This window comes from Sutterella wadsworthensis 2_1_59BFAA (genome assembly GCF_000297775.1).
GTDB classification, from domain to species: domain Bacteria; phylum Pseudomonadota; class Gammaproteobacteria; order Burkholderiales; family Burkholderiaceae_F; genus Sutterella; species Sutterella wadsworthensis_A.
Genome location: NZ_JH815513.1, coordinates 27,845 through 54,223, shown reverse-complemented (window position 1 = coordinate 54,223; position 26,379 = coordinate 27,845). Strand labels below are relative to the sequence as shown.

General features: G+C 64.8%; 22 protein-coding genes. 11 read left to right on the top strand and 11 right to left on the bottom strand.

Features of this window, described 5'->3' with window-relative positions:
* Positions 1-65: 65 nt before the first annotated feature.
* Positions 66-707 carry an SsrA-binding protein SmpB gene (gene smpB, locus HMPREF9465_RS00230; RefSeq protein ID WP_081579380.1) on the bottom strand — a complete coding sequence of 214 codons (642 nt, stop codon included), beginning with the start codon at positions 705-707 and terminating at the stop codon, positions 66-68.
* Here smpB and HMPREF9465_RS00225 point away from each other — a divergent pair.
* The 7 genes from HMPREF9465_RS00225 to ttdB all read left to right on the top strand — a co-directional run bounded on the left by HMPREF9465_RS00225 (position 706) and on the right by ttdB (position 8,730).
* Entirely contained in the window at positions 706-1,023 is a 318-nt protein-coding gene (locus tag HMPREF9465_RS00225; RefSeq protein WP_005432953.1) for an RnfH family protein, read from the top strand. The genes smpB and HMPREF9465_RS00225 overlap by 2 nt on opposite strands.
* A gap of 235 nt (positions 1,024-1,258) precedes the next feature.
* Positions 1,259-2,689 (top strand): alanine/glycine:cation symporter family protein, encoded by a 1,431-nt coding sequence (locus HMPREF9465_RS00220; protein ID WP_005432951.1) that lies wholly within the window; start codon positions 1,259-1,261, stop codon positions 2,687-2,689.
* 314 nt (positions 2,690-3,003) lie between these two features.
* The gene (locus tag HMPREF9465_RS00215; protein ID WP_005432949.1) at positions 3,004-4,620 is read left to right on the top strand and encodes an ammonia-forming cytochrome c nitrite reductase subunit c552; all 1,617 of its coding nucleotides are present in this window, start codon (positions 3,004-3,006) and stop codon (positions 4,618-4,620) included.
* A 149-nt stretch (positions 4,621-4,769) separates the two neighbouring features.
* Entirely contained in the window at positions 4,770-5,675 is a 906-nt protein-coding gene (ccmI, locus tag HMPREF9465_RS00210; RefSeq protein WP_005432947.1) for a c-type cytochrome biogenesis protein CcmI, read from the top strand.
* Positions 5,676-5,810: 135 nt separating this feature from the next.
* Entirely contained in the window at positions 5,811-6,839 is a 1,029-nt protein-coding gene (locus HMPREF9465_RS00205; RefSeq protein WP_005432946.1) for an alpha/beta hydrolase, read from the top strand.
* A gap of 356 nt (positions 6,840-7,195) precedes the next feature.
* A complete protein-coding gene (gene ttdA / locus HMPREF9465_RS00200) occupies positions 7,196-8,095 on the top strand; it encodes a L(+)-tartrate dehydratase subunit alpha (protein WP_005432944.1) in 900 nt (299 codons plus the stop codon).
* Between the two features lie 17 nt (positions 8,096-8,112).
* On the top strand, positions 8,113-8,730 hold the full coding sequence (gene ttdB / locus HMPREF9465_RS00195; protein WP_005432942.1) for a L(+)-tartrate dehydratase subunit beta: 618 nt from the start codon (positions 8,113-8,115) through the stop codon (positions 8,728-8,730).
* A gap of 183 nt (positions 8,731-8,913) precedes the next feature.
* Here ttdB and hydG read toward each other — a convergent pair whose 3' ends face one another.
* Entirely contained in the window at positions 8,914-10,344 is a 1,431-nt protein-coding gene (gene hydG, locus HMPREF9465_RS00190) for a [FeFe] hydrogenase H-cluster radical SAM maturase HydG (RefSeq protein WP_005432940.1), read from the bottom strand.
* A gap of 249 nt (positions 10,345-10,593) precedes the next feature.
* Here hydG and HMPREF9465_RS00185 point away from each other — a divergent pair, with 249 nt between their 5' ends.
* Entirely contained in the window at positions 10,594-11,523 is a 930-nt protein-coding gene (locus HMPREF9465_RS00185; protein WP_005432937.1) for a LysR family transcriptional regulator, read from the top strand.
* A 126-nt stretch (positions 11,524-11,649) separates the two neighbouring features.
* On the opposite strand, the gene HMPREF9465_RS00180 is transcribed toward HMPREF9465_RS00185, so the two are convergent.
* From HMPREF9465_RS00180 to HMPREF9465_RS00145, 9 genes are all read right to left on the bottom strand, one after another.
* Entirely contained in the window at positions 11,650-12,792 is a 1,143-nt protein-coding gene (locus tag HMPREF9465_RS00180; RefSeq protein ID WP_038006097.1) for a pyridoxal phosphate-dependent aminotransferase, read from the bottom strand.
* 210 nt (positions 12,793-13,002) lie between these two features.
* Positions 13,003-13,800 carry a hypothetical protein gene (locus tag HMPREF9465_RS00175; RefSeq protein WP_005432933.1) on the bottom strand — a complete coding sequence of 266 codons (798 nt, stop codon included), beginning with the start codon at positions 13,798-13,800 and terminating at the stop codon, positions 13,003-13,005.
* 36 nt (positions 13,801-13,836) lie between these two features.
* On the bottom strand, positions 13,837-15,789 hold the full coding sequence (locus tag HMPREF9465_RS00170) for a peptidase U32 family protein (RefSeq protein ID WP_005432931.1): 1,953 nt from the start codon (positions 15,787-15,789) through the stop codon (positions 13,837-13,839).
* 75 nt (positions 15,790-15,864) lie between these two features.
* Positions 15,865-16,635 carry an ankyrin repeat domain-containing protein gene (locus HMPREF9465_RS00165; RefSeq protein ID WP_005432929.1) on the bottom strand — a complete coding sequence of 257 codons (771 nt, stop codon included), beginning with the start codon at positions 16,633-16,635 and terminating at the stop codon, positions 15,865-15,867.
* Positions 16,636-16,642: 7 nt separating this feature from the next.
* Positions 16,643-17,431 carry a TatD family hydrolase gene (locus tag HMPREF9465_RS00160; protein ID WP_005432927.1) on the bottom strand — a complete coding sequence of 263 codons (789 nt, stop codon included), beginning with the start codon at positions 17,429-17,431 and terminating at the stop codon, positions 16,643-16,645.
* Positions 17,432-17,442: 11 nt separating this feature from the next.
* On the bottom strand, positions 17,443-18,714 hold the full coding sequence (locus tag HMPREF9465_RS12030; RefSeq protein WP_005432925.1) for an ABC transporter permease: 1,272 nt from the start codon (positions 18,712-18,714) through the stop codon (positions 17,443-17,445).
* Entirely contained in the window at positions 18,711-19,961 is a 1,251-nt protein-coding gene (locus HMPREF9465_RS12025; RefSeq protein WP_005432923.1) for an ABC transporter permease, read from the bottom strand. The genes HMPREF9465_RS12030 and HMPREF9465_RS12025 overlap by 4 nt, the downstream gene beginning before the upstream one ends.
* A gap of 10 nt (positions 19,962-19,971) precedes the next feature.
* Entirely contained in the window at positions 19,972-21,000 is a 1,029-nt protein-coding gene (locus HMPREF9465_RS00150; RefSeq protein ID WP_005432922.1) for an HlyD family secretion protein, read from the bottom strand.
* A 34-nt stretch (positions 21,001-21,034) separates the two neighbouring features.
* A complete protein-coding gene (locus tag HMPREF9465_RS00145) occupies positions 21,035-22,459 on the bottom strand; it encodes a TolC family protein (protein ID WP_005432920.1) in 1,425 nt (474 codons plus the stop codon).
* A gap of 219 nt (positions 22,460-22,678) precedes the next feature.
* Between HMPREF9465_RS00145 and HMPREF9465_RS00140 the strand changes: the two genes are divergently transcribed.
* The 3 genes from HMPREF9465_RS00140 to HMPREF9465_RS00130 all read left to right on the top strand — a co-directional run bounded on the left by HMPREF9465_RS00140 (position 22,679) and on the right by HMPREF9465_RS00130 (position 26,307).
* Positions 22,679-23,332, top strand: a complete 654-nt coding sequence (locus tag HMPREF9465_RS00140) for a heme-binding beta-barrel domain-containing protein (protein ID WP_005432914.1) — start codon at positions 22,679-22,681, stop codon at positions 23,330-23,332.
* 217 nt (positions 23,333-23,549) lie between these two features.
* Complete coding sequence (locus tag HMPREF9465_RS00135) at positions 23,550-25,802, top strand: patatin-like phospholipase family protein (protein ID WP_038006090.1); 2,253 nt, start codon at positions 23,550-23,552, stop codon at positions 25,800-25,802.
* A 163-nt stretch (positions 25,803-25,965) separates the two neighbouring features.
* Complete coding sequence (locus HMPREF9465_RS00130; protein WP_005432910.1) at positions 25,966-26,307, top strand: homoserine O-acetyltransferase/O-succinyltransferase family protein; 342 nt, start codon at positions 25,966-25,968, stop codon at positions 26,305-26,307.
* Positions 26,308-26,379: the final 72 nt, after the last annotated feature.

Sequence of the window (26,379 nt, the reverse complement as noted above, 5' to 3'; positions counted from 1 at the left end):
GTTTCGCGGCGCTTCGGGCCGGCAGCAGGCTGTCTGTCCGAAGCCTGCTGTCTGAAAGGGAAAGGCTATTCGAGGACGTGGCGGCCGTGGGCGTCCTTCTTCATGATGCGCTCCTGCTCGCGCTTCCAGTCCTTCTTGCTCTGGTCGGCGCGCTTTTCATATTCGCGCATGCCTCGTGCGAGCGCGACCGTCACCTTGACGCGGCCGCGGGTGAAGTGCAGGTCGAGCGGCACGAGCGTGTAGCCCGCGCGCTCCGTCTTGCCGATGAGCTTCATGATCTCGCGGCGGTGCATGAGGAGCTTTCGCGTGCGGTTCGACTCAAGCGTCACGTGCGTGCAGGCCTGGTCCGCAGGCGTCATGTGGGCGTTGCAGAGGAAGAGCTCGCCGTCGCGCACGTAGATGTGCGCGAGGTTGATCTGGGCGCGGGAGGCGCGAACGCTCTTGACTTCCCAGCCCTGGAGCACGATGCCGGCCTCGAACTTTTCTTCGATCGCATAGTCGTGGCGGGCGCGCTTGTTCTGAATGAGTGCCATGATGTTTCTCTTGTTCTCTTGTATTGCGTTCTTTTGATTCTTGTCGTCCTGCTTCCGTACGGTCGGCGTCCGTTTCGTGCAAACTGCACGGCAATCTTGTATTGTAAGGCTTTTTACGCGGCTCCGAAGCCCTTCGGACACGGCCGCGGACGGCTTTTCGAAAGGGGGGATCATGCGTGTGGAAGTGTTGTTCGTGAATGAGGCGGGCGTGATGGCCGAAACGGTCGAAGCGCCCGATGGCGCCGCGGCTTCCGAGGTCCTCGGACTAGCGGGCGCATCGCTGCCTGCGGGGGCGGGGCTCGCTGTCTTCGGCCGCCGCATCGAGCCTTCGACGAAGCTTCACGAGGGCGATCGGCTCGAGGTCGCGGGCGCGCTCGTCTGTGATCCCAAGAAGGTTCGCCGCGCACGCGCCGAAAGCCAGGGCGACGTGCGCGTCGTCACCTGCGGCCGCCACGGCGGGCGCAGGCGCCTCGCCAAGACTGCGCAGTAGTCTGCAGCCGGCTTGTGTGCGGCACGGAAAATGCAGAAAGGGGGCCTTGGCGGACAACCTCAGGGCAAACCCTTTGTTACAATGGTAAATTGCTGCAAACAATTCCGGACGCATCCCCACTCAGTCCGGACGCGGAACGGCCGCTCCCCCGACCGTCCGTGCAGGGGTGCGGATTCCGCCGCCCCTGAAGCTGCGCCTCCTGAAACAAAAAGACCGAGAAGGAAAACCACAAAACATGAACTGGCTCAATGACATCATCGGCGTGATCAACAATTATCTTTGGTCCTACGTCCTCATCGTGATGCTGATCGGCATCGGCCTCTGGTTCACGGTCCGCACGCGCTTCGTGCAGATCCGCTGCATTCCCGAAATGTTCCGCCTGATGACCGAGGGCGCGGGCGCCAAGCCGCGCGAGGGCCACATCTCGACCTTCCAGGCCTTCTGCGTCTCCACCGCCTCCCGCGTGGGTGTGGGCAACATCGCCGGCATCGCCATCGCGGTCGCCACGGGCGGCCCCGGCGCCGTCTTCTGGATGTGGGTGATCGCCACGATCGGCGCCGCGTCGGGCTTCGTCGAGTCCACGCTCGCCCAGATCTACAAGGCCCCGCGCAAGGGCGGCGGCTTCGTGGGCGGTCCCGCCTACTACATCGGCAACGTGATCGGCTCCTCCTTCTTCGCGAGCGTCTTCGCGGTGCTCCTCGCCGTTACCTACGGCCTCATCTTCAACTCCGTCCAGGCCAACACCATCAGCCTCTCGATGCAGACCTCGTTCGACTTCGACACGCAGATGACGGGCCTTGCGATCGCGGGCTTCACGGCCCTCGTGATCTTCGGCGGCCTCACCCGCATCGCCAAGGTCGTGGGCGTGATGGTTCCCGTCATGGCCGGCGCCTACATCCTCGTCGCGCTCGCCGTCACGGCGCTCAACATCACGATGGTGCCCGAAGTGCTCGTCACGATCGTGCGCTGCGCCTTCGACTTCGACGCCGTCCTCGGCGCGGGTTTCGGCATGGCCCTCATGACCGGCATCAAGCGCGGCCTCTTCTCGAACGAGGCCGGCATGGGTGCGGTCCCCAATGCCGCCGCCACGGCCGACGCCACCCACCCCGCCAAGCAGGGCCTCGTGCAGGCGCTCGGCGTCTACTTCGACACGCTCGTCGTGTGCACGGCCTCCGCCATGCTCGTGCTGCTCACCCCGGGCTGGGCCGACTCCGGCAAGACCGGCATCGAGCTCATCCAGCAGACGCTCACGGGCCAGCTCGGCACCTGGACGAACGCCTTCATGAGCGTCACGGTCCTTTTCTTCGCCTTCAGCTCGATCATCGGCAACTACTTCTACGGCGAAATCAACATGGACTTCATCAGCCGTCATCCGGCCGCGCTCTGGATCTACCGCGCCTTCGTCGTGATGATGGTCTACCTCGGCTCCGTCGCCTCGCTCGGCCTCGTCTGGAACCTCGCCGACCTCTTCATGGCCCTCATGGCCATCGTCAATCTGGTTGCCATCGCGATCCTCGGCAAGTACGCCTTCATCGCGCTCGACGACTACGTCAGCCAGAAGAAGCGCGGCATCCTCAACCCGGAATTCGATCCGAGCGTCATGCCGAACCACCGCGGCATCCTCTGCTGGCCGCGCCACAAGGAAGAGGAGATCGAACAGTGCTGATGCCGGCCTGATTGATCCTGTTCCGACACTCTGAAAACGCCCGTCACGCGCCGAGATGCGCTGACGGGCTTTTTCGTGCCCGAAGACGGCGGAGAGGGGATGGTGGGGGACGGTGGTGAGCATCACCTTGGTATTACCTCTCGAGAGGTATTTTCGTGCGGAAGGCTGTGGGACAGGGTATCCGGCGGTCATTGGGAATAACCCTCCACCATCACCTCGGAAGGGTTTAAGAAAGGCTTAAGCAAACTTAAAATTTTGAAAAAGACGAGGACCTCGCCAGACCCCGCGCGACGGCCTTGTCACAGGAGAACAACATGCATAAACAGCTCACCCCCGTCGCCGCCGCGCTTGCGCTTCTCGGTCTTCTCGCGGGCGCTCCCGCCCAGGCGGCCGACAATCAGTGCGCAGCCTGCCACGCCAACGTCGCCAAGGATCATGCGGGCGCCGCCCACAAGGATCTCGCCTGCACGACGTGTCACACCGGCACCGAAGCGCATCTCAAGGACATGAAGAAGCGTCCGGCCGTCAACATGGACCCGGCCCAGTGCGGCGCCTGCCACCAGCAGCAGTACAAGTCCGCCTTCATGACGTCCGACCGTCCCGCCCGCCAGTCGAAGAAGGCGGCCGGCGGTCCTGCACCCGACCCGTTCTTTGACCGCGCGCTCGGCGGCCACGGCTTCACGAAGGAGCACGACCTTCCGCGCGCCCACACGTTCATGGCGATCGACCAGTTCATCGTCGACCGTGCGTTCGGTGGCCGCTTCGAGCCCAAGGACGGCTGGCTCTACACGACGCTTGAGGGCGGCAAGTCCTACAAGGCCTGGGACGTCCTCAAGGACAACTATCCCGACAACAACGAGCAGAAGGCCCACAAGCCGGGCACGGCCGCTGCCGCCAACGGCGTGTGCTGGTCCTGCAAGTCGACCGACCTGATGCTCGACTGGGCCTACATGGGCGACAAGGCCGAGGGCGCGAAGTTCCACCGCGGCTCCAACCCCGTTGACGTCGTTCGGAACGTCCAGCACGGCATGAACTGCAACTTCTGCCACGACCCGCACAGCGCCAAGCCGCGCATCATGCGCGACGCCCTGATCGACGCGATGACGCGCGAAGGCAAGATGAACGTCTACAAGGACTTCGCGGCCCGCCAGGCCAAGCTTGAGGTCAAGGACGTCGGCGTCCGCGGCTTCGACCGCAAGGTCGCCATGCTCGACCGCGCCGACTCCCGCCTGATGTGCGCCCAGTGCCACGTCGAATACGTCTGCAACCCCGGCATGAACGTCAAGACGGGCGAGAAGGTCGGCTTCGACAGCCGTCTCACGAACCTCTTCCCATGGGTCAACGCCGACCAGATCGAGGCCTACTACGATGAAGTCGGCTTCCGCGACTTCAAGCACAACCTCACCGGCGCGACGCTCGTCAAGATGCAGCATCCCGACGCCGAAACGTACTTCGGCTCGAAGCACGACAAGGCCGGCGCCGACTGCGCTTCCTGCCACATGCCCAAGGTGAAGGACGAAAACGGCAAGACCTACACGATGCACTGGGCCACCTCGCCCAAGCACTACGTGAAGGAGACCTGCCTCTCCTGCCACAAGGACAAGAACGAGAAGCAGATGGTCGCCGCGATCGACGCGATGAAGGGCCACTTCGACGGCAAGGTCCGCGAAGCCGAATCCCGCATGAACGACATGTTCAACGCGTTTGAACTCGCCAAGACCGTCGGCGTGTCCGAAGAGGTCCTCGCCAAGGCCCGCAAGCTCCACGAATCCGCTCACATCAACTGGGAATACTGGACTGCCGCCAACGGTGCGTACTTCCACAACCACGACATGGCCGTGCGCAGCCTCGCCAAGTCTGCCAAGGCAGCCTCCGACGCCACCGCGCTGCTGAGGAAGGCCATTGACGAAAAGGCCGCTACCAAGAAGTAATCCGCCTCGGGCTCCCTTCGGGGCCCGGCGATGATCCGACGAAACGGGCGTCTCCTCGCGGAGCCGCCCGTTTCATATATAGTGATGGGACAAACACGACCTGCGCTCCGAGCGCAGGCAGACGAACAACGCCTCCGGAACGAACGCACATGTCCGACGAAATCCTTCTCTATCTCATCCTCCTTCTGATGCTCGTCCTGGCCGTCGGAGCGCTCGTGCCGTCGCTCCTTCGCGTGGGCAGGGAGGAGGCGAGCGTCGAGCGCGAGGACAAGGCCTACGGCTCGGCCGTGACCGAGGCGCTGAGGCGACAGCGCGCCCAGCTCGACGAGGACTTGAAGTCGGGCGCCGTGAGTGCGGAGCAGTACGAGATTCTCGCCGACGATCTTCGCCGCCGCGCGCTCGAGGAACACGACGCGGTCTTCCACGATCCCAACGACGGCGCAGGCCGCCGTGCGGGCAGCTTCTCGGGCCCCGTCGTGACGGCCGCCGTGGTGGCGGGCGTCACTGCGGTTTCGGTCGGCCTCTATGCCGTGAACGGCGCGCCCGAGCTCATCGGGCTTGAGAAGGCCCAGGCGGTCTACGACGGACGCGCCGATACGCCCTCGATCGAGCGCTACCTCGAGTCGAGCCCGAAGGACGGCCGCGCCTGGGTGCTGCTTGCGCGCCGTCATGTCGACGAGGAGAACTTCCCGAAGGCGGCCGAGGCCTACCGCAGGGGACGCGTCGCGAACGCCAAGGTGAAGGCCGATCCGGCCGTGATGCTCGAACTCGCCGCCACGCTTCTCACGATCGGCGGTCCCGACAGCATGCGCGAGGCCCAGCCTCTGGCGCAGGGCGCCGTCGAAGGACGGCCCGGCGACATGAAGGCCGTCGAGATCCTGACCGTTGCGGCCTCCGCCAACGAGGACTGGCGTACGGCGGCCGAAAGCCTCTCGCTTCTCATGAGTACCATGAATCCCGACACGCCCGAGTACGTCCAGTACGAGATGACGCTCAAGCGCCTGCGCGAGCTCGCGGCCTCGCAAAAGACGCCGCTTCCTTCGACTTCCCGCTGAGCTTCACCTGAATTCCGACTGAAGTCCGACTGAGCGCGGGCGGTTGGACGAGGGTAGAATTTTCTGGTCGGAGCCCGTTCTCTGGCAATGTAGCTTCTCAAGCCCCCCTCGTAACCGACAAGAAGGAATTTTTCAATGAATATCCGCAAGGCCTTTCTGCTCAAGGCCGTTCCCGCCGCCTGCGCACTCTTCGCGGCAGGAACGATTTTCGCCGCCGACCGCGCCGATCTGATGGGCTACGTGCCCGGCGCCGAGGTCATGAAGGTCGACGTGACCGACGGCCGCATCGACACGATATCGGGCATCATCTACAGTCAGATCAAGTCCCAGCGCTCGATCCGTCAGCTGCGCATGACGGTGATGACGCCGCGCACGAAGGCGAGGAAGCCCGCCGTGGTCTACTTCCCCGGCGGAGGCTTCACCTCCGCCGACCACGAGAAGTTCATCGAGATGCGCCATGCGCTCGCCCGCGCGGGTTTCGTCGTGGCCGCAGCCGAATACCGCACCGTGCCCGTCAAGTTCCCGGCGCTCGTCGAGGACGGCAAGGCCGCCGTGCGCTACCTGCGCGCGCATGCCGATGAGTACGGGATCGATCCCGAGCGCATCGGCGTCATCGGCGACTCCGCGGGCGGCGACCTCGTGCAGATGCTCGGCGCCACGAACGGCGAGAAGGCGTTCGACAAGGGCGACTTCACGAACGTCTCCTCCGACGTGCAGGCCGTCTGCACGATCTACGGCATCTCGGACCTGACCTCCATCGGCGAGGGACTCGATCCGGCTCAGGCCAAGGTCCACGCCTCGCCCGCCGTGACCGAGGCGCTCCTCGTGCACGGTCCCGCCTTCGGCAAGTCTCCCGGCGGGAGCATTCTCTCCGACCGCGAGAAGGCCATGAACGCAAGCTCGCTCGGCCACATCGACGGCAGCGAGCCGCCGTTTCTCATCATGCACGGCTCGGGCGACCGCCTCGTGAGCCCGATGCAGAGCGCACATCTCGCTCAGGCTCTCAGGAAGGCCGGCACCGACGTCGAGTACGTCCTCGTCGAGGGCGCAGGCCACGGAGATCTGCCCTGGTTCCAGAAGCCCGTCATCGAGCGTGTCGTGAAATTCTTCGAAAAGAGGCTTGGCAGTCCCGCAAAGGATGCCGCTGAGGGCAACAACCTCTGACGGCCCACCCCGCAGTCGATTTCAATGGCCCGCACGAGCCCTGCTCTCTGCGGGCCTTTTTGCGTCCGGGAGGAAGAAAAATTTATTTTACGTGTCGTAGAAAAACATATTGACAGTCGAATATAAAAAATTCTATAATGTGCTCAATCGATGAAAGTACTGCTCTGTAACGACATTGAACGTTAAGAAGGTAGGCTGGTCTTGATGCTGGACAACATTTTTCTATATATAGGAAATTATCCGGCTCTGAAGGACCGCCGGCCCTGCAGGTGCTTTAGGCGATGAGAACCCCCGCGTCCTTTCGAATGACAGCCCCGGTTTCGGAGGACGTGAACCAGACTCTTAAGGAGAGCACAATGAATCAACAGGAAAAGGCCGAGCGCTTCACCGAGCTCATGACGCGCTTCACGTCCGTGCTGGGCAAGATTCTCCCGGACGACGTCGCCACCCGCCTTGCCGAACTTCGCAAGGAGCAGACTTCCGACATCTCCCGCATCGTGTATGACGCGATGTTCGACGACCTTGCCGCCGCCCGCCGCCTCAATGTCCCGCTCTGTCAGGACACGGGCGTCATCCAGTACTACATCGAGGTGGGTGCCAACTTCCCGCTTCTTTCCGAAATGCGCGCCTGCCTTGACGAGGCCGTCCGCCGCGCCACGATCGAGGCGCCGCTTCGCCAGAACGCCGTCCAGATCTTCGACGAGCGCAACACGGGCAACAACACGGGCGTTCGCGTGCCCTGGATCGACTGGGAGATCATTCCCGACTCCGACAGCTGCCTCATTCACGGCTACATGGCCGGCGGCGGCTGCTCGCTGCCCGGCGCCGCCAAGGTGCTGATGCCCGCCGAAGGCTACATGGGCATCGTGAAGTTCATCTTCGACGTGATCTGCGATCGCGGCGTCAACGCCTGCCCGCCGCTCCTCGTGGGCATCGGCATCGCCGGGAGCGTCGAGGTTGCGGCCGAGCTTTCCAAGAAGGCCCTGATGCGTCCCGTGGGCTCGAAGAACGCCAACGAGATCGGCGCCGACTTCGAGAAGATGATCGAGGAAGGCCTCAACAAGATCAACATCGGTCCGGGCGGCCTGACGGGGACGAAGTCCGTGATGGGCGTCAACGTCGAACAGGCCGCGCGCCATCCGTCCTGCCTTGCCGTGGGCGTTTCCACGGGCTGCTGGGGCCACCGCCGCGCCACGATCCGCATCAATGCGGACATGAGCTACGAAATGATCAGCCACAAGGGCATGACGCTCTGATTTGGGAGAACAGCAAAATGACGAAGAAAGTTCTGACGACGCCGGTTTCCGACGCCGACATCGAGTCCCTGAAGATCGGCGACGTGTTCTATCTCTCCGGCGCCCTCATCACGAGCCGCGACATGGTTCACTTCCGCCATGTCGAGGAAGGCATGGACCTTCCGTACGACCTCGCCGGCAAGGCCATCTTCCACGCCGGTCCCATCATGGTTCCCGACGACAAGAGCCGCTCCGGCTTCCGCGTCGTCTCCATCGGCCCGACGACCTCCATGCGCATGGAGAAGTACGAGCGCGAATTCCTCAGGAAAACGGGCGTGAAGATCGTCGTCGGCAAGGGCGGCATGGGTCCCGAGACTGCTGCCGGCTGTCAGGAAAGCAAGGCCGTGCACTGCGTCTTCCCGGGCGGCTGCGCCGTGCTCGCCGCCGAATGCGTCGAGGAGGTCGAGGAGCGCCACTGGCCCGAACTCGGCCAGCCCGAGTCCATGTGGGTCATGCGCGTCAAGGAGTTCGGTCCGCTCATCGTCTCGATCGACGCCCATGGTGGCAATCTCTTCGAGAAGAACAAGGCCGAGTTCAACAGGCTCAAGGAGCCGATCGTCGAGGAGATCTGCAGCAAGGTGAACTACCGCCATTGATGACTGCAGTGGCCGGGCCCGGTCCGACCGGGCCGTTCCTCGGAAAAGGAAGCTGAAGAAGCCCCAGAAGCAAAAAGGCCCTGCGGACCGATGTGGTCCGCAGGGCCTTTTTCCCCTGTGTTCGGTCGCGGGGCTTCCGTAGGAGTCCCCGCGAATTGATCGGAAGGTCGATGGGCCTGAAGATCAGAAGCGGAAGTCGCGTTCGCCGTCGGCGATGCGGATCAGGCGCTTTTCGCTGGCGATGCGGATCTTCTCGTGCGGGATCTTCGGGAGTTCGTTGGCGATGACGCGCTCGCCGGCCTCGCGGGTTTCCTTCGAGGCGTAGTCGCACATGTACTCCTTCATCGTCATGATGGCGTTGGCCTGGCAGTACGTGGCGATGCTGCCGTCCTTGGCCCATTCCATGAAGCGGTCGCCCGTGCGGCCGGCGCGGTAGCAGGCCGTGCAGAAGGACGGAAGGTAGTGGTTCTCGAGGAGCCAGCGGACGATTTCGTCGAGCGAGCGGCGGTCGTTCGTCTCGAACTGTTCGGTCTTCTCCTCCATCTCCTGGACGGAGCGGATGGCGTAGCCGCCCACGGACGTGCGGGAGCCGCCGGAGATCTGGGAGATGCCGAGCTTGAGGGCTTCGGTGCGGATGCGCTGGCCTTCGCGGGTCGACATGATCATGCCGGTGTAGGGCACGGCCATGCGGATGAGCGCGACGATCTTGAGGAAGAGGTCGTCGGGCACGGCGTTCTCGAAGGAGGCCGGATCGATGTCGTCGGCCGGGCAGATGCGCGGCACGGAGATCGTGTGCGGACCGACGCCCCAGACGGCTTCAAGATGCTCGGCGTGCATGAGCAGGCCGACGAAGTCGTAGCGGCAGAGATCAAGCCCGAAGAGCACGCCGAGACCCACGTCGTCGATGCCGCCTTCCATGGCGCGGTCGTGCGCCTCGGTGTGGTAGGCGTAGTCGGACTTCGGTCCCTTCGGATGCAGCTCCTCGTAAGCCTTGCGGTTGTAGGTCTCCTGGAAGAGCTGGTAGGTGCCGATCTCGGCCTCGTGAAGCTTGCGGTAGTTCTCGACCGTCGTGGCGGCGATGTTCACGTTGAGGCGGCGGATGGCGCCGTTCTTGTGCTTGATCGAGTAGATGGTCTTGATGGACTCGAGGATGTACTCGATCGGATTGTGCTTGGGGTGCTCGCCCGCCTCAAGGAGCAGGCGCTTGTGGCCGAGGTCCTGGAGCGCGATCACCTCGTTGCGGATCTCCTCCTGCGTGAGCTTCTTGCGCACGATGCTCTTGTTCTTGGCATGGTACGGGCAGTACGTGCAGGTGTTGACGCAGTAGTTCGAGAGGTAGAGCGGCGCGAAGAGCACGATGCGGCTGCCGTAGATGTGCTCCTTCACCTTGATGGCGGTCTCGAAGATCCTGTCGTTGACCTCCTTGACGTCGCAGGCGAGCAGCACGGCGGCTTCGCGGTGGGTCAGGCCCTTGAACTGGGCGGCCTTGTCAAGGATGCTCATGAGCAGCGGAACGTCCGACTTGTGCTCTTCGGCGTAGGCGAGCGTGTCGCGGATTTCCTGATCGTTGATGAACTCTTCCGCTACGCGGGACTTGGGGTCGTAAATGGCCATTTTTTTCTCGTCGAGTTGACTGGGGTCTTGTGGGATGTGCACTCCGCCTCAAAAGCAAAACGGCCGATCAGATGTCCTCTGAATCGGCCGTGTTGCTTGTGTTTCGGAGAGTTGCAGGCTGGGTGTCTCAGGCCGTGCCTGCCGTGTTGGAAAGTATTTTGCCTTATGCTTTTTATTTTGTAAAATGCAAATATTGCACGGCAGATTGCGGAAAATGAAATTATCGGTGAGGTCCGGAAGGAGGATGAAATGGAACTGAAGGCAAGGTCGATCAAGCTCTTTTGCGCGGTGGTGGAGACGGGTTCGCTCCTCTCGGCCGCGAACCAGAACGCGATGAGCGCGCCCGCGGCGAGCAGGGCGGTGAGCCAGCTCGAGGACAGGCTCGGCTGCAGGCTCTTCGACCGCTCGACGAAGAACCTGACGCTCACGGAGGACGGCAAGGCGTTCTATCGCGTGGCGAAGGAGTCGATGCGCGCCTGGCACATGCTCGAGGACTTTCCGAAGCAGAGGGCCTCGACGAAGAAGCAGCTGCGCATTGCCGTGCTCGCCCGCCACTGCAGCAACGTGATCATTCCCGCAGTGGCGAAGATCCTCAAGGCCCACGAGGAGACGCTGAGGATCACGATGGACGTGCACCAGAGCCGCGACATCTACTACTCTAAGTTCTCGCATCCCTTCGACGTGGGCTTCGGCACGCTGCTCAGCAGTCACGACGACCTGCAGAAGGAGGCGATCGCGCACCTGCCCTTCAGGCTGGTGGTTCCGAAGACCAATCCCCTGAGCCGGATGGAGAAGGTGAGGCTCGAGGACTATGCGCACGAGAACTTCATCCTGCTTTCCGCCGACAAGCTTGAGCGCGAGTACATCAGGAGCCTGCATCCCGCGCTCACGCCCGACAGGATCGTGGCTGAACTCTCCTCGACGCAGGTGGCGCTGAGGTTCGTCAAGCGCGGCATCGGCGTGCACATCACGGACGAGCTCGCGGCGATGAGCGTCTCGGACGACTGCGCGGCGGTCCCCCTCGAGAACCCGCTCACGATTCCCTTCTACGTCTTCTGGCCTGTCACCTCGGAGAGCCTCTGGCCCGAAATCAGGCAGTGCATCGCCGAGATCGCGGGCAGCATCCGCGCGGCGGGCATCCCGCTCACGGAGGCGGGCGAGAGCTATCTGAAGGCCTGATGAGGTCCTGGGTCGAACGGCGGCCGAAGGGAAGCGGAAAGGAAAAATCCCACGGCCGGCAGCGGCGCGCGGGATTTTTTTCAAGGCGTCGCGGGACGGTCGTCCCGCGGCGGAAGGCTCATCGGATCAGACCCAGCCCTTCCGGCGGAACTCCTTGAGCTTCGCGGCGAAGTACTTCATGTCGTCGGGCGTCGAGAGCGAGACGCGGCACCATTCGACGGTGGGCGGGAACGGGCGGCCGACGAGGATGTTCTCCGCCTTCATGCGGTCCTGGAAGGGCTTGAGCGGGGCCTTGAGGTTCATGAAGATGAAGTTCGTCTGGCTGTCGAGGTACTCGATGCCGAGTTCGTCGAGGGTCTTGCAGACGATCACGCGGGCGTCCTCGTTGGCCTTGCGGGAGTTCGGGATGAAGTCCTTGTCTTCGAGCTCGACGAGCGCGGCGGCGATGGCCGAGTTGTTGAGCATGATGTCGTAGGCGACCTGGGTGCGGACCTTGTTGACGACGGCAGGCGCGGCATAGGTGAAGCCGAGGCGCATGCCGGCCATGGCGAAGATCTTCGAGAAGGTCTTGAGCACGCACAGGTTTTCGAGCCCCTCGTCGACGAGCGTCTTGCAGGAGACGAAGGACGGATCGCGGACGTATTCGGCGTAGGCCTCGTCGATGACGAAGAAGACGTCGGCCGGACGAGAGCGGATCCAGTCGTGAAGGGCCTTCGAGTCGACGATGGTCGAGGTTGGGTTGTTCGGGTTGACGAAGTAGACGATGACGGGGCCGTTGATGCCCGCGACGGTCTTCTTCATGGCCTCAAGGTCGACGGACCACTTCGCGCCCATCGGCACGGTGACGACCTTGACGTTGTTCTTGCGGGCCGTGTCGGCGCCGTCGCTGTAGGTGAGTTCGGGACAGATGAGGCAGACGCCGGGACGGATGTGGGCCTCGATGCTCGCGCGGATCGATTCGGCGGAGCCGTGCGAGAGCATCACGTTCTCGGGCTTGCCGCCCATGAAGTCGGCGCAGGCCTTGCGGAGCCTTTCGGCTGCGACGAACGGGTAGCGGTTGGCGTCGGGCAGGGCTGCGATCGCGGCGTCGCGGGCGGCGGGCGTGAGGCCGAGCGGATTTTCGTTGAAGCAGAGCGCCATCGGCTTTTTGGCCGTGGGCGGCGTGAACTTGGGCAGGGCGGGCGCAGGCGCGGCCTGCGCGGAGCCGAGCATGAGGGAGCCCGCGCCAAGGGCGGCGGCTCCGAGGAAATTGCGGCGGTTCAGGGGCATGATGCTCTCCGGGTGTCTGTGACTGGGGCCGGTGCGCGGCACCGGCGTTTCAGTCATTGTGACTCGAACGAAGGCTCTTGATGTCTCCTTGATGCGCTCTGCAAGAGGGAATTTCGCACTTTGTTGAGCGACTTCAGAGCGCTTGGGCGGAATGCTTTAGGGAAAACGGATTAGAACGGTTCTCAGGAGGGCATTCTGCCCGGCTGCGCCCTACGGCGCGACGCGCGGCCAGGCGGACTGCCAGGGGCCCGAGAGGAGAGCCGTGAGCCTCGCCTCGTCTTCCGCGATCCTGCTTCGAGTGCTGAGCGCCCCGTCCCTGAGGCTGCAGAAGGTGCGCGCGCACAGAAGCGCACGGGCGAATGCGGTCCAACTCGCGCAGCGCGCGATCGCCTCGCCCGCGATGCGGCGCCTCAGGCGTTCGATGTCGGCGGGCTGGACCATCTCGACGTAGAGCGCGGCCTCGAGAAGCGCGGCGCCCTGGGAGAGCTCGAGGGCGCGCAGGCGCGTCCAGTCGAAGTCGTTGCGGAAGGCGTCGACGAACATGCGCCTGCGGCGCATCGTCTCCTGCTCGGCGGGCGAGAGCGCGAGCATGTCGAAGCCCGACCAGCCGAGCGCCATGGTGTCCTTCATCAGGCGGCTGACGGTCTGGGCGTCGGAGATGCGGCGGTAGAGCCTGGTGACGGGTGCGCCGTCGACGATCACGCGGAAGCGTTCCTCGAGGTCGTCGGGCGACATGATCTCAAGCTCGGTCGAGAGGCGGTGGCCGACGTCGCTTGCAGCGTTGACGTCGCCCGCAGGGATGACGCCTTCATCCCATCCCTCCGTCCAGAGCGTGAAGCGCGCGATGTTCGCGGCCGTGCCCTCGAAGTCAATGTTGTCCCAGACGCGAGGCGCGGATCTGGTCTTCACGTCGCCGAGGCGCACGAGCGCGGCACGCAGGTCCGAAAGGACGGGCTGCATGGCGGCGGATGGCATCAGGAGCTCGATCGGTTCTTCGTCGTTCGTCATGGGTTTGGGAGCCGGAGGATGGGGCGACCCTTCATTTTATCCCGCTGAGCGGGAGCCGCTCGCGTCGTCGGCGTGCGTGATCGTCATGAAGCAGGGATCGGCCTTGCAGTGGAAAATCGCCTCGAAGCGCTCGCCCGACGAGTTGACGAGGACGAGCGGCTCGGGCCTGAAGGCTTCGCGCGGCGTCTTCTCGAGCAGTTCGGGGAAGGCCTTGAGCATCTTCGGACAGCGCTTGAGCGCGGCGCGGATGCAGTGGCGGCAGGTCATGAGATCCGCCTTCTCCACGGGCTTGATCTCGAAGGCGGGCGCGGTCACGCGGGCGCCGTGGCGCTCGTAGAACTCGCGCGCGGCATCGTTGGCGACGTTGGCGGCGAAGCCGAGGATGCGGTCGGGATAGGGCGCCTCGTCGTCGACGGGGGCGCGGCCGGGACGGACCCGGGCTTCCTCGCGCATCTTCGTGAGCGCGTCGACGGCTTCGCGGCGCATCATGTTGACAACCGAGGCGGGCACGAAGACGTCGAGGTCCTCGGGCACGAAGATGTCGGAGGCCGTGTAGAGCGTGTCGCCGAGCCTGCCGAGGTTCCTGATGAGCGTCTCCCTGTTGCGCTCGGGGTTCGAGGGGGCGTCGAGATCCATCGCCACATGAGCTTCGGCGCATTCGCGGCCGTCGGTCACGATGAGCGTGAGCGCGTCGTCCTCGACGAGGAAGGTCATGACGATCGGAATGCGGCGCACGGCGGACTCGCCCGAGAGCTCGCGCACGAAGGAGCGGTCGAGGTTGCGCATGAGCGTCATGCCGCGGCGAAGCCCCTCGGGGAGTTCGCGGCGGTTGCGCAGCGTGAGCCTGACGAGGCCCCTGCCGGCGGGATCGGCACGGTTGACGGCAAGGCCGTGGATCTCCTCGTCGTCGCCGAGATAGGTGAGGCCGTCGCCGTTGGCAAGCGAGACGCCCGCAGCGGGACGCACGAGGATTTCGCCCGGCTCGACGCGCTCGCAGCAGCCGACGGGGCTGCCCGTGTTCTTGGGGCTCTCGAGCTGGGCGAGCTCGTAGGGCTTTGCAAACTGACGGCCGTGCACGAAGTAGTCGGTTCGGCTCCTCTGGAAGCTCTTCTCGGGATCGGGCGTGAAGCTGAAGGTCGAGACGCCGTCGGAGGTGCGGGAGAGTTCGGGGCGTCGCGCGATGATGGCATCGAGCTGCTGACGGTACCAGGCCGTGATGTTCTTCACGTAGACGAGGTCCTTGAGGCGGCCCTCGATCTTGAAGGACGAGACGCCCGCGTCGATCAGGGCCTCGAGATTGTCGGTCTGGTTGTTGTCGCGCAGCGAAAGCACGTGGCTGCGGCGGGCGATCTGCTCGCCCGACTCCGTGTAGACGTCGTAGGGCAGGCGGCAGAGCTGCGCGCAGGCGCCCCTGTTGGCGCTTCGTCCCGTGATCGCCTCGCTGATGTAGCACTGGCCCGAATAGCTCACGCAGAGCGCGCCGTGGATGAAGTACTCGATGCGCGCCGAATGGAGCGCGGCTCGGCAGGCGGCGACCTCGGCGAGCGAGAGCTCGCGCGCGAGCACCATCTGCGAGAAGCCCGCCTTCTCGAGGAACGCGGCCTTTTCGGGCGTGCGGATGTCGCACTGCGTCGAGGCATGGAGCTCGATGTCGGGCAGCGGGCCCGCCATGAGGCCCATGTCCTGAACGATCAGGACGTCGACTCCGGCCTTGGCGGCGTCGAAGGCAAGCGAGCGGGCGCGCGGAAGCTCCTCGTTCGTGAAGAGCGTGTTGAGCGCCATGAAGACGCGGGCGTTGTAGCGGTGCGCGTACTCGGCGAGACTCGCGATGTCGTCCATCGTGTTGCCCGCGGACTGGCGGGCGCCGAAGGCAGGGCCGCCGATGTAGACGGCGTCGGCGCCGTGATCGATCGCGGCGATGCCGGTGTCGGCGTCGCGGGCGGGGGCGAGAAGTTCAAGAGCGGTGAGGGGAAGAGGCGTGTGGGACACGAAGGAATCCTCGGGATTGTCGTGGAAAGGTCGCGCGGGCGTGCGTCCGGTGGCCTGTGCATGAGGGGACGAGCGTCAGTGACGGAGCGTGATGCCGGCGGGTTGCCTGTAGAGCTCGGGTCTGGCGGGGCCCGTGACGGCGCAGGTCTTGACGGCGAGGTACTTGGCGAGCTCCTCGTCGCCCGCCTTTTTGGCGAAGTCTGCGGCGGACATGCCCCTGTCGGTGCAGTAGTCGCGGTAGGCGCCTGCGCGAAGGAGCATCATGACGGCCTCGCGGCTCGGTTTCCTTGCGGCCATGTCGAGCGCGGTGATGCCCGCCTTCGTCTGGGCGTTGACGTCGGCGCCGAGTTCGATGAGGCGCTTCATCATGGAGGTGCGGCCTTCGGTGGCGGCGTAGTGGAGCGGCGTCCAACCGCGGGTCTTGTTGACCTTCGCACCGAGCTTGAGCAGCCTGTCGAATTCAGCCTCGCGGCCCTTGATCACCGCAAGCATGAGCGGCGTCTCGCCGTGGCGGTTCTCCATGTTGACGTCAATGCCCTGGGCGTCGAGCAGCACGCGGGCGAGATCCCACGACTCGCTGCGCAGGGCCCAGGTGAGCGGCGTGTCGCCGTTTTCGAGCACGATGTTGGGCGTGATGCCCGTGGAGAGAAGGCGCCTGACGTCGGCGGCGTTGCCGGCGGCGATCGCCTGATTGAAGTCGTGCGTGTTGCGGGCCATCTGATCGACCTCGGCCTCGGAGAGGACGAAGGCGCCCGGGTCGCCTGCGGACGACGCGTCGGCGGACGATGCGAGGGGCGCGCAGAGAAGAAGCGGGGCGGCGGCAAGAAGAACGGCGAGCTTTTTCATAGACTGATTATGCTTCCTCAAGACGGATGGGCAGGCGGAAGAGCCTGACGGCGTTGGCCGTAGTTTGTCGGGCGACGTGCGCTTTGTCAACGCCGAAAAGTCCTGCGAGACATTCTGCGACATATTCGACGTACTGAGGCTCGCATCGCTTGCCGCGCTTGGGCACAGGCGCCATGTAGGGACAGTCGGTCTCGAGCAGGAGGCTTTCGAGCGGAAGCGCCCTCGCGGTCTCGCGCAGCGCCTCGTTTCGCTTGAAGGTGAGGTTGCCCGTGAAGCTTACGTGGCCGCCCGCGTCCACGACGGCGAGCGCCGTGTCCGTGTCGCCGCAGAAGCAGTGCATCACGAAGCCGACGTCGCCCGCATGCATGTCGCGGAGGATTTCGAGGGCCTCGCGCTCGCTGTCGCGCGCGTGGATGATGAGGGGCTTGCCGATGGCCTTCGCGGCCTCGATGTGGCGGCGAAAACGTGCGCGCTGCCAGTCAAGCGGCTCCTTGCACCAGTAGAAGTCGAGCCCCGTCTCGCCCACGGCGGCGAACCCCGGGCGCGAACAGATCTCGGCGATCCGCTCGACGGTGGGCTCGGGCTTGTCGGGAAATTCGGGATGAAGCGCCCAGGCGCCGAAGAGCCAGCCCGGATGCTCCGCGAGGAGCGCCTCGAGCTTCGGGAGCTCGTCGTCCTCGCAGGCGATGACCATGGCGGCCGCCATGCCCGCCGCTTTCATGCGCGCGATGACCTCGTCGCGGTCCTCGTCGAAGGCGTCGCTGTTGAGATGGCTGTGTGAATCGATGAACTGCATGTGCTGTTGCCTCAATAGTCCCAGTCGGAGGGCCGGTCGGTCTTGACGAAGGGCTCGCGCCTGAGGGCGCCGCGGCTGTAGGCCTGTACGGCGTCCTCGCGCCAGTCGCGGCGGTGCACGAGATGGAGCGCCGTCGAGAGATAGAAGAGCGTCTGAATGCCGAGGATTCCCCAATAGGGAAGGATGGACTCGGTGAGGGCCCCGTCCTGCGAGGCCGCAAGGAGCGCGGGCACTGCGGGCGAGGTCGGAATGAAGAGCGAGAGCGCGAAGACGGGCTCGCTCAGCACGTTCGTCATGGGCCAGATGCCGCCCGAGATGAATACGGCAGGGGCCGAGATCATCACGACGGCCTGGCTCGACCAGCGGTTCGAGCCCAGAAGGATCGTGACCGCCATGCCGAAGGAGGCGACCGAGGCCGAGAAGAGCAGGCCGGTGCCCAGCGTCGCGGCGACGCTGCGCATGGAGCCGTACTCGTGCCACCAGAAGTCGAACCCCTGCATGTAGACGAACCAGAGGAAGGTGATGAGCGTGAAGGCGAGCCAGACGGCCGCGCCCCTGTGGAGCGGACGGTCGAGCGCGGCCTCCACGAAGGGCTCGCGCCTTGCGGCGACGAGCCAGCCGCCGAGCGCCATCGTGATGGCCATGAGCATCACGGCCTGAATGATCACGGGACCCACGACGGGCACGGTGTAGTTGCCGTAGCCGCCGATCTCGTTGTACATGTACTGCACGCGAAGGCCGGGCGCGGCCTGATGGTGCGAGTGCACGCTCGTGCCGGGGAGCCCCGTCGCATAGACGGCCGCATCGTCGAGGAGCTTCGTCTTGTCGGTCACGACGCCGCCCAACGCGGCCTGAACGGCTCGGGCCTTCACGGGGAAGGCGCCGTTGCCGAGCACGTGCACGGTGACGTTCTCGCCTCGGGTGAGGGACTTCTCGAAGTCCTTCGGAATCGTGATGAGAACCGAGAACTCCTCGCGCCTGAAGGCCTCCATCGCCTCGCCTTCGTCCTGCGTGATGCGCACGACGCTGATGGCGGGCGAGGCGTCCATGGCCGTGACGAGACGGCGGGCGGCGGCCGAGCGGTCAAGGTCGAGCACGGCCGACGGGACGTGCTGGATCTGCTGGTTGCCGTAGGGCCAGGCGTAGAAGATCAGGTAGAAGGCGATCGCGCCCGCGAAGATGAGGATCATGTCGCGGGAGAGAAAGGAGGCCTTGATCGTGTGTAGGAAGGTGTACCAGAAGCCGGGCGCCTTCATCTGCTCAGCCTGATTGTTCCTGTTCATCGTGCGCCTCCCTGCGTTTCGTCGGTGATGAGGCTCTCCTTGACGAGGAGTGTGCGGATGCGGTCCTTCTCGGGGTCCTTCGAACTCCAGGCGCGCAGGCGCACGCCGAGGATCGGAAGGCCGGCGGCCATGGGCACGACGATGAGGAGCGCAAGGGGCGCGAGGCGCGTGAAGACGTGGTCGAGGGGCGAATTCAGGATCCAGCACTCGCCCTGGACGGCGAGGTAGTGCGTAAGCGGCAGGAGCTGCCCGAAGAAGGCGGCGCCCGGCGTCATCGACTCGAGCGGATAGGAAAAGCCCGTGAACGGAAAGGACGGCGCGGCAAAGCAGATGAGCGCCGAGACGGCGATCGGCCAGCTGAGCGAGACGGCCGTGAAGAGGATGGCGATCGCGGCCATGGCCGCGATGAGCATCACCGTGGCGCCGATCCAGACGCCGACGGAGCCTGCGGCCGTCCAGCCGAGCACGCCCGTGAGGCCGAACACCCAGCACAGGCCGAGCACGACGTAGAAGACGAACCAGGGCAGGAGTTTGCCTAGGATTGCGGCGGACGCGAAGTCGTTTGCGGCCGCAAGAAGGCGCGTCGCACCTCCGTCGCGCCACTCGCGCACGAGCACGCCCGAGAAGGTGAGTCCTGCGGCAAGCGCGATGAGGCCGGGAATGAGCGTCGGCAGCAGGTAGGCGCTGAAGTTGAAGCCTGTGTTGCCGAGGAAGTAGACCTCGGGCGAGGCGATGCGCAGGTTGTTCGACTCGGCCTTGAGCGAGCCGCCGCGCGCGGCGGTCATCCTGATCGTGCCCGCGCTCTTCATGACGGCGGCGAGCGCCGTCTTCACGTCCACTTCCAGAATGGTGCCGACGGCGTAGTAGCTTTTGTTGATGATGAGCTCGAGCGTGCTGCCGCGTCCGTTCAGGCTGTCCTTCGTGAAGTCCCTTGGAATGACGATCGTGCCGTAGGTTTCGGCGCGCGAGAGCGCGGCTTCGGCTTCGGTCGCGGTTTCAAAGCCCCTGAGGCCGAGGCTCGGTACGGCATCGAGGACCATGACGAGCTCACGCGCGAGCGGGCCGCCGTCCTCGTTGACGAGACCCACAGGGAGCTTCGTCATGAGGCCGGTGCCGAAGGTGTTTGCCACGAAGAGCAGCCACATGACGGGCAGGAGTGCGCAGATCACCCACTGCTGCGGGTGCCTGCGGGTGTAGCGACATTCGATGCGGGCTGTGTTGACGAGGCCCTCAAACCAGTGCTTCATGGCGTGCCGCTCAGCGCTCGACGATGACGGTCATGCCAGGACGCAGGGCGGGAAGCTCTTCGACGGGACGAGCGCGCACCTCGAACGTGCGCAGGTCGTAGCCCGTCGACTGACGCGTCGCGCGCCAGACTGCGTACTCGCCGCGAGGATTGATCCAGTTGACCTTGAGGTCGACCGTGCGGTTGACGGCGGGGATGAAGCCCTTGAGAATCGTGCCCACCTCGACGCCCGGAAGCTCGTCCTCGCGGATGTTGAAGACGACCCACTTGTCGCTGAGGTCGGTGACGAGCACGAGCGGGAAGCCCGCGGGTGCCACTTCGCCTTCCTCCATCACGATGCGGGTGACTTCGCCCGCGGCGGGCGCCTTCACGATGCTTTCGGAGGCGAGGCTCGAGACTTCGGAGACGCCGCCTCTTGCCTGGTCGACGAGGGCCTTCGCGGCGGTTTTGTCCTCGACGCGGGCACCTTCGTCCACGGCGGAGAGTTTGGCGGCAGCGGCCTCGGTCACCTTGCGTGCGGCTGCAAGCTGGGCGGTCGCCTCGTCATGGCGCTGGGCGGGGATGAGGCCCTCCCTGTAGAGGGCGTCGACGCGTTCGTAGGTCTTGGACGCAAGGGTGAGAGCTGCCTTGGCGCGCTCCCAGTCTGCGCGGGCCGCATCCTTTTCCTGAACGCGGGCACCCGTGTTGGCGAGGTCCTCCCTCGCCTGGGCGGCGCGTTCCTGTGCCTTCACCTGTACGAGCTTGGCCTCGATTTCAGGAATGGCGATCACGGCGACGGTGTCGCCCGCCTTGAGCACGTCGCCCTCGCGGACCTTGAGTTCGGCAAGGCGTCCCGGCACCTTGGCGGAGACGGAGATCGTGCGGGCGTCGACCATGCCCTGCAGGGGCACGGGCGCGGGATGAGTGGCCTCCCAGACACCCCATCCGAGAAAAGCCGCGATGCCTGCGAAGAAGGCGCCTCCCACGAGAAGCGGGACGGAGGAGGCGGGGCGCTTGGGTGCCTGCGCCTGAGTCTGCTGAGCTTGAGTCTGTTCGATCATTTTGTTCCAGCCGGTGGAAAAGCGTTGTTCTGAGTCACTTCACGACCACGAGGTCGCTGCGAGTAAGGGAGTTGACGAAGTCGGGCATGGCGCCTGCGGACGCATGGAGCATGGCCCAGCTCACGACGAACTTGTAGGCGGCCGCGCGTCGGGCGACTTCGGCGCCCGTGAGCTTCGTGCGGGCCGTGTCGACGTCGACGGCGTTGGAGAGTCCTTCCGCGAAGCTCGCCTCGCGCAGTCTGAGGTTTTCGCGCGCAAGTTCGACGGTCGAGCACGTGAGCTCGAACTCCTCGCGGGCCTGCATCACGCGCAGGAAGGCGACCTCGACGGCTGTGGCCACCTGGTTCTTCGCCTCGCTGCGCGCAGCTTCGGCCTTCGTAACCACGCTTCGGGCGGCGTTGAGCTTGTCGAAGCGGTCGTGGTTGTCCCAGAGCGTGAACGTGACGCCCACGCCGGCCATCCAGTCGGGCTCGGGCAGTGTCAGATAGTGCTTGATGAGGTTCTTGGTGCCGAAGGCGTAGACCTTGGGCTTGAAGCTCGCCTCGGCGGCGGAGATGCCTTCGTTCGCCTGAGCGCGCAGCGCATTCATCTTCCTGATGGCGGGCGACTGCGCGTCGGCGCGGTTCTGCCACTGCTCAAGCGTGCCCAGATCTCCCGTGAGGACGAAGAGCGGCGAGGAGAGTTCGGGGAGTGAGGTTGCGCGCAATTGGCGCATAAGCTCCGCTTCGGCCACATCGACGTCGGACTCAGCCGAGACGAGCGTGCGCCTCGCGTTGTCGCGGGCAACCTCGACGGCGAGGCGCTCGACTTTGGCGATGAGGCCCTTCTGCTCGAAGCGCTTCGCGCGGCGAAGCTCCTCGTTCTGATCCTCGAACACGCTCCTGTGCAGGGCTGCGACGCTGCGCGCGAGCTGCACGCCCCAATAGCGGGCCGCAAGCTCGGCGTCAAGCGTGTTCTCGCGCATGTCGCGGTCGGCGCGCGTCTCGCTCACCTTGTGGTTGAGCGCGTTCTGCTGCGCGGTGATGAGGCCGCCCGTGTAGATGGGAAGCGTGGCCGTCACGGCCGCACGCGGCCCGCCGATGTCTTCCTTGAAGTGGATGTCGATGTGGTTGTACTTCTGCGCCAGATCCGAGATGATCTGTCCGGGCACGCCGCCGAGGCCGGAGAGCTGTCCAAGCCCCGTGTCGATGCCCAGGTCGACGGTCTTGGTGCCCCAGACCTGCTTGACGTCCATCTCGACCTTCGGGCCCGAGAGCGACTTGGCGGCCTCGGCCTCGGACTCGGCGCGGGCGATTTCGGCGCGGTCGGCGGCCATGATGTCGGCGCGCTCGTGCAGCAGGACTCGGGCGTCGCCGAAGCCCATGGGGGCGGTGGTCGACGGTGCGGCAGACGAGGCGCCTGCGGCGAGGGCGGCCATAAGGCCGAGTAAGACCGCGGCTGTGGGACTAGGACGGAGCATGTTCAGGAATCTCGTTTGAAAACGGAATCTGTAATGGTAACACCAAGTACTGCGCCCGACGGAAGGAGCGGAGCCTCTGGCGAAATGCAGGGAATGTTTTTTCGTACGTTTCGTAACGGCGGGAGCACGGGGCCCTGCGCGGTGTTACCATGAACCGAGCTTGTTCGGACCGCCGGAGCGCATGGTGCGCTGCATGCGGTCCCTTCAAAGGAGGCTGAAATGAAGTACAAGGACATCTATACGGAAGCGCCCGCCAATCCCGATACGCTTTCGATGCTCGGGCCCATTGCTCCTCTGGCCGGCAAGTGGTTCGGCGACGACGGCGTCGACACCCATCCGCAGGCGGGCGGCCCCGAAACGGAGCCCTACGTCGAGACGTGGGACTTCGAGGTGATGGATCCGCAGAACAACGGCCCGCAGGTCCTCTACGGCCTGCGCTACCACGTGCACATCACCAAGCCGGGCGAGCTCGCCGCCTTCCATGACCAGGTGGGCTATCTGCTCTACGAGCCCGAGACGCACAAGATCTACATGACGCTCGCCATTCCGCGCGGCCAGATCGCGATGGCCGAGGGCACGGCCATGCCCGGCGACCGCGAGATCCGTCTGCATGCCGAGCGCGGTCAGATGGTCAACGGCATCTGCTCGAATCCCTTCCTCGAGGAGGCCTTCCTCACGAAGTCCTGGGACGTTGTCTTCAAGTTCCATGAGGACGGACGCTTCAGCTACGAGCAGGTCACGAAGCTCGAGATTCCCGGCGTCAAGGGCGAATTCGAGCACACGGATGCCAACACGATGCGCATGATCGAGGCCCCTCGCCCGAATCCCGCCATGATCGAGGAAGGACTCCTCAACCGCTGCCCGAAGGCCTGACGGGCGAAAAGCCTGCATTTTTCTCATTTCGACGTCGTCCGAAAGCGTCAGCGAGCCGCTTCACGCGCTATCATCAAGCGTATGGAGCGGCCCGATGCATTCTCGGAGAACGGACGGCCGCACTCCGACCCAAGGAGCCTGCGGCCGTCTTTCTTTGTGCCGCAGGTCTGCATTCCGGACTCGTCCCAATTTTTTCCCCGACATCGACGACAAGCCCATGCAATTGAAGAAGATTGCGATATTGACGCTTGCGGCCTTCGGCCTTGCCGCAACCTGCACGCAGCCCCTTGCCAAGACGGCGGACGAGGTCCGCGCGCGATGCCGCGCCGAGCACCGTCCCTGCGTGGGCCTCGTGCTCTCGGGCGGCGGCGCCCGAGGCTTCGCCCATACGGGCGTGCTGGACGTGATCGAGGAGCTCGGCATCAAGATCGACGTTGTGACGGGCACGTCCATGGGCTCCATGGTTGGCGGCGCCTATGCGGCGGGCTATTCGGCCGCCGAAATCCGCGACATCGTGCTCGGCGTCGACTGGGATCGCATGATGGCGCCCCGCGCCGACCGCGAGGAGCTGCCCTGGCGCCTCAAGGTGGACGACTACAAGAATCTGGCCGTCTCGGGCATCGAGTTCGGCAAGGACGGCCGCGTGAAGCTCCCCGACAGCGTCATCCCGTCCGAGGAGCTCGACCTCTTCCTCAATGACAAGACGGGGCCCGCCAACTACGTGAATGACCTCACCGAGCTGGCCATTCCGTTCGGCGCCATCGCGACCGACCTGGTCTCGGGCGAACGCGTGGTGCTGCAGAAGGACGTGAGCCTCGGCATGGCGATGCGCGCCTCAATGTCGTTGCCCGGCGTCTTCGCGCCCGTCGTGATCCACGACCGCATGCTCGTCGACGGCGGCCTTCTCGACAACCTGCCCGTGTCACTCGCCCGCGAAATGGGCGCCGACGTCATCATTGCGGTGAACGTGGGCACGCCGCTTCTCAAGCGCGAGGAGCTCGGCAACGTCGTCACCGTGATGGCGCAGATGGTGAACCTCCTCACCGAGCAGAACGTCAGGCAGTCGCTTGCCGACCTCGGCCCCGAGGACATCCTGATCACGCCCGACCTTGACGACTTCTCGAGCGCCGACCTCAAGAAGAGCGACAAGATCATCACCCGCGGCTACGATGCCGCGCAGAAGGTCCGCGATCGCCTCGAGCGCCTCGCTTCGCCCGACCGCGCCCAGTGGATCGCCTGGGACGAGACCCGCAAGGGCGCCGTCATGCCGCACACGCGCCGCGACATCCACGAGATCTCCACCGTGAAGGTCGAGGGCCTCAAGGTCGCCAATCCCGAGGCCATCCTCAACGAGCTCGACATCGACACCTCGCGTCCGGTCTCCAATGCCGAAATCGACGCGGCGAGCCGCCGCGTCTGGGCCGACGGCGCCTACAGCTCGGTGCGCTACCGCTTCGAACCGGGCCCCGAGGGCACCGAAGTGCTCGTCTTCGAGCCCAAGGAGAAGAAGCCCGGCTACTCGAGCATCCGCATTGGCGGCTCGCTTGAGACCGACTTCCGCGACGAACACACGTTCACGGTGCTCCTTGCGCACATCTGGGGCTGGCTCAATCCCTGGGGCGCCGAGCTGCGCTCCGAGATCCAGGCGGGCAAGAACCGCAGGGCCGGCGTCGAGTTCTACCAGCCCCTCGGCCCGGGCTCCGACTGGTTCGTCAATCCGAGCTTCGAGTACTCGGTCTCGCCCTTCAACGTCTACGAAAACGGTGAGGCCATCGCGCGCTACAAGAACGAGACCAGCACGGCCCAGATCGGGCTCGGCTACTCGATCGAGCGCCTGGGCTATGCGCGCGTGGCAGCGGGCTACTTCTCCCGGGCCTCGACCCGCACGATCGGCGTGACCGACCTCAGCACGCCCGAGGTCGAGTCTCCGTTCGTGAGCGCCGAGCTTCTGCTCGACACGCTCGACAGCGTCAACTTTCCGACCAAGGGCTACCGCTTCGCCCTGCAGGGCCAGCGCATCTTCGACACGGACGGTCCCGGCTACAAGAACATCTATGAGGCCAACGTCTACGTGCCGATCACCTACGGCCGCTGGACGACGCTCTTCTCGGGCAAGCTGGGCCGCTCCGCCGTGCCGAGCGTCTTCTCGCTGGGCGGCGCTTTCGAGCTCACCGGCAGTCCCTACGGTCGCTGGACGGGCTCCGACATCCAGCTCGGCTCCGTGCGCATCTCGCGCAACATCTCCGACTGGTTGGGCGCAGGCGAGCGCACGGTCTGGCTCGGCGCATCGGCCGAAGCGGGCCGCGCCTACAACCGCGACGAGGAAGGCGAGTCGGGCAACCGCGACTGGCACCGCGCCGTGGGCGGCTACGTGGGCGTCGACAGCATCATCGGCCCCCTCTACCTGATGGCCGGCCGCACGATGGACGAAGGCTGGGGCGTCTACTTCTTCTGGGGCCGCAAGATGTAAGTCCGTCGCACAAAGACGGCATCGTCAGGGCCGCGTCTCGGGATCATGCACTAGAGGCGCGGGTTATACCCCCAAGACAGGGGCGGTTTTTCGAAACCACCCCTTTCGCTCTGATAGTCTGACAGGATGTTTTCTTCAAAACGCCTGACACAGAGGAGTTTGTGTGACATGCCCCGAACTGGGCACCGTCTGCGTGCAGGGCGGTTGGCGCCCGAAGAACGGCGAGCCCTGCCAGCTCATCGGGATAGGGAAGACGCTTCTCGAGCGCAAGCTCTCGGGTGTCTTCGAGCACCGCGTCGTGAGGCGAAGCTCCATGCTCTTCAGGGGCTGCGACGACGTCTTCAGGATTCCGCACTCGAGGCACACGACGATCGACGAAGAGGCCGTGCGCGCACATCCCGAGCTCAAGGTGCTCGCTGAATCCGACGAGGCGGGGATCTTCGCCCTCTCGACCCTAAAAGTCGTTCAAAACCGTCACGATACTCAAGTGAAAATGACGTTTTGATAGAAAAGTCCGTGAAATACACGGACTTTTTCTTGCTTTCAATAGTGTACGTATGATAGAATATAAGGGCAT